The organism is Paenibacillus sp. 01L418, assembly GCF_056400045.1.
Genome location: NZ_JBFTSN010000531.1, coordinates 1 through 3,857 on the forward strand (window position 1 = coordinate 1; position 3,857 = coordinate 3,857).

3 protein-coding genes and 2 pseudogenes are annotated in these 3,857 nt (G+C 42.5%); 1 reads left to right on the forward strand and 4 read right to left on the reverse strand.

Features of this window, described 5'->3' with window-relative positions; all coding sequences use genetic code 11:
* A pseudogene (locus AC1DSE_RS32025) lies at positions 1-326 on the forward strand (PQQ-dependent sugar dehydrogenase); the annotation flags it as partial.
* A 1,019-nt stretch (positions 327-1,345) separates the two neighbouring features.
* Here the strand turns inward: AC1DSE_RS32025 and cobA are convergent.
* From cobA to AC1DSE_RS32045, 4 genes and pseudogenes are all read right to left on the reverse strand, one after another.
* Positions 1,346-2,122 carry a uroporphyrinogen-III C-methyltransferase gene (cobA, locus tag AC1DSE_RS32030; protein ID WP_441886689.1) on the reverse strand — a complete coding sequence of 259 codons (777 nt, stop codon included), beginning with the start codon at positions 2,120-2,122 and terminating at the stop codon, positions 1,346-1,348.
* Positions 2,119-2,982 (reverse strand): formate/nitrite transporter family protein, encoded by an 864-nt coding sequence (locus AC1DSE_RS32035; RefSeq protein WP_477512695.1) that lies wholly within the window; start codon positions 2,980-2,982, stop codon positions 2,119-2,121. Before AC1DSE_RS32035 ends, cobA begins: the two co-directional genes overlap by 4 nt.
* A gap of 13 nt (positions 2,983-2,995) precedes the next feature.
* A complete protein-coding gene (gene nirD / locus AC1DSE_RS32040) occupies positions 2,996-3,310 on the reverse strand; it encodes a nitrite reductase small subunit NirD (RefSeq protein WP_477512694.1) in 315 nt (104 codons plus the stop codon).
* A gap of 13 nt (positions 3,311-3,323) precedes the next feature.
* Positions 3,324-3,857, reverse strand: a pseudogene (locus tag AC1DSE_RS32045) (nitrite reductase large subunit); the annotation flags it as partial.

Sequence of the window (3,857 nt, forward strand, 5' to 3'; positions counted from 1 at the left end):
GAACTGCTCTTACTGGAGTCCAGCCATATATGGGAAATGAAATCCCCGAGTTAATGGGAAGCGTCCTGTTTACCGATCTAGCAAGGAAAGAACAATCTGGGCCTCCGATTAGAGGGGTTTTAGCTTTTACAAGGGTAAGAACAGATTGTAAGCAARATGATTTTAGTGTTATTGAAACCGATTATAATTTTGGATCTCAATCTGCTTATTATGTTAGTTTGGGAACGAATCTGAATCAAACCAAACTATATTTAGGAGTATTTGGATCTATGAAAGYGGCTGATTTTAATCAAGGTACTGTTTTTGAAATTGTTCCATATGGCTAATGGGTGCGTAGATTCAAGAAAGATTAACGAAATTTACAGTTTTCTGATCAGGTTCCGTATTACCAACTTCATAATTTAAAGGTGACTTGCCATTTCTTTTTGTGATTTCTCAAAACCTATTCAGCAGCTATGAACGCTATAGAAGCCATAATTCAGAATTTAAATGAGATTCGACGCAGAAGCATGATTATTTGGGGAAGCATTCCGCATGAGTTTTTGAACTGGAGACCGGATTCATAAGCAATGAACATAAAAGAGATGATCCGCCATGTCCTGGATAGTGAACATTATTACCATCTTGCTTTGTTGAATGAAGAATGTCTAACCGCTTATGAATCCCCTTATGAAGCTCGTACTTTTACAACGCTCAAAGAGGAACTCAACTTTTCAGAACCCTATCGGAATGAATTTATGAATACAGTAAAATCCTATACACAAGAGGATCTAACAAGAATATAGATTGATAGAAAAGACGTAGGCTACATTCGATCATAAGGCGACATGCTTTTGAGAATTGCATCAAAGCTCTCTTCCTTCACTAATAATACGAAAATCCAGTTTAGGAACTTGTTCACATACGCAATTAATCCTCTATGCAAATGAAAAATGGATCAACCAGAAAGAACTGGTTGATCTCATAATACGAACGGTTAGGATAAGACGTTGGAGACAAGTTCACTCTTTCCCTCATGATGACATTAGGCTATTTTGGGTGTCAAGGGGATTATCAAAACTATACAAATGATTTCAAGATATTATGTTCTGGCCAGTGATTTACTCCATAATTTTTTATTCCGAATGACATCACATTTTGTGAATTGAGAAGCTAATTACTTTTGTACAACACAATAATAGGATGCTCCTAAAAAGACCCACTGACAAGTGTAGCATAGTGTGAAAAAACCATTAATTGTAATAATCATCTTAAGGCATTAGGTTGGTCCTATGTTATAATCTGCGATATTTGCCTCTTTTTGTAGAGTGTAGTCGCAAAAACTGTTATTAAGCTTAATGATTACTTATCCAATGAAAGCAACCGCCTGTTGCTCTGCGTAAAGAAGGCGTTCCCTGACATGGACGACCTCACCGATAATAATTAGAGCTGGGTTAATCAATTTCATAGATAAAGCGATTGTATGAATATCCGCGAGTGTTCCAATAATTGTACGCTGGTTAGCGAGCGTGCCTCGTTCGATAATTGCCACCGGGGTTTTAGCTGATTTTCCATGTTTCAGCAATTCTTCTCTAATGAATGGCAACTGGCTTACGCCCATATAAATGGCAAGTGTATCGACGCTATGAGCAAGTAAATCCCAGCGGATTGGTGATTTGTCGCCGTGGCATCGACTGCCGGTCACACAAGCGAAGGAAGCTGCATAATCGCGATGGGTGACCGGTATACCAGCAGCAGCGGCAGCGCCGATAGCAGATGTAATTCCTGGAATGATCTCGTAATGAATTCCCCTTACTGCAAGCTCCAACGCTTCTTCACCGCCTCGTCCGAAAACAAACGGATCTCCGCCTTTTAGGCGGACGACCCTTTTACCTTCCAATGCGTATTCGATTAGTTTCTCGTTAATGAGATGCTGTGGCATCGCATGAATGCCAGGCGATTTGCCGCAAAAGATTAGTTCTGCATCAGGATGTGCGTATTCAAGTAATTTTTCATTTACAAGCCGATCGTACAATATAATATCGGCTATCTGTATACGGCGCGTTGCTTTGACAGTAATAAGCTCGGGATCACCAGGGCCTGCTCCGACAATATAGACGATTCCATTTGTAGTTTTCTTCATTTGATGCTTCTTTCCGAAGCGGCCGCAACCTCTATTTCTGATGATTCCGTATGACGCTTCGTTACTGCAGCAGAGCTTTTTTTTCGATGAGAAAGATATAGAAGAATACCAGTAAACACAGCACCGCCTATAAAGTTGCCGACCAATACCGGAATTTGATTCCAAAGCCACCAGTCTGCCATCGATACGTCAGCACCAAGCATCATGCCTGCTGGGATCACAAACATATTGACGACCGCATGCTCGAAGCCTTGTGCAAAAAAGGTTAATATAGGCAGCCACATTGCAAGTATTTTTCCTCCAGTAGATTTAGATGTCATCGCCATGACTACGCCAAGTGTCACCATCCAATTGCATAGCACAGCCTTAATGGTTACAAGAATGATACCGTCAAAGCCCATCTTCTGGTAGCCAAGAGTTTTTGTCTCGCTAAGCTGAATAAGCATTTGTGCTAACGGGTTGCTGATATCAGTGTCCATCTTCGTTATAGTCATCCCATAGAGGATAGCGTATAATCCACAACCGATTAAATGGCCTAAGATAACCCAACCATAATTAGCTATCATGCGGGAGATCGTTGTTTTACGTTCAAGGATCGATAATGGAATGAGTGCAAACGTGCCAGTTACGAGCTCAAGACCTAATAAAACGATAATGACAAAGCCGACTGGGAAAATAATTGCACCAGTGAGTCCGACAGTGGTCTGGGTAACAGCCGTGAAGGCAAGTGTTGTTGCAAAGGAAAGAATCGCTCCCGCGAGAAAACCGCGAACGACCATTTGTAAGGCGCTTAGGTTTGCCTTTGTTGTTCCGGCATCAATCATAGCATCCAGTACTTCGGTAGGCTTTACATACGACATACACCACTCCACCTTATATCTTTATATAAATAGAGCCGCTTATGTGGTCGATTTCTGTTTCAAAGGTTCTAATGCAACCRTTATCCGGCTCTAGCACACTGCCGCTCCTTAGATCAATCTTCCAATCATGAAGCGGACAATGGATGGTTGAACCACATACCATACCCTCAGATAGCAAACCGCCTTTATGAGGGCAGCTGTTTTCTACGGCGAGTACACTTCCGTCTGATAGGCGGAACATCGCAATATCGATATCTTTTATTTTAATTCTGCGTGAGCCTTTCATATCAATATCAGAAAGGTTAGCTGCCAATAGCTTCGTTGTCATAGGTATACCCCTCCTATATTTGTACCGGCTGTGCGCCAGGCAACTGCTCGAAATTTTTACGTAAGTCTTCATTCTCGACGATTTGTTTCCAAGGGTCAGTCGTTAAGCTGAGAGTTTTCTCTATGCGGCCCACAAGGGCGAGTCGATCTTCACGGTTCTCGAGCGCTTTCTTAATCGGAGTAAGGCCTATACGTTCCACCCATTGTGCGGTACGCTCATTCCATGTCGCGTTTTCACGGTAATATTGTAAAAATGCAGATGACCATTCCATAACCTCATCCTCGGTTTTTACAATGCAGAGAAGGTCAGTAGCTCTTACCTTTACGCCGCCGTTACCAGCGATATGAATTTCCCAGCCTCCTTCGATTGCCACAATACCGACGTCCTTGATTGTAGCCTCTGCACAGTTGCGGGGACAGCCGGATACCGCAAGCTTCACTTTGGCAGGCGCCGTCAAACGCTCAAACGCTTTCTCCAACTGTATGCCCATACTCATAGCATCTTGTGTGCCAAATCGGCAAAAGGTTGATCCGACGCAGGTCTTCAC

Bases quoted from the DNA above. Each gene is read 5' to 3' on its own strand.
- AC1DSE_RS32035 (WP_477512695.1), bottom strand. From the start codon at position 2,982: ATGTCGTATGTAAAGCCTACCGAAGTACTGGATGCTATGATTGATGCC.
- cobA (WP_441886689.1), bottom strand. From the start codon at position 2,122: ATGAAGAAAACTACAAATGGAATCGTCTATATTGTCGGAGCAGGCCCT.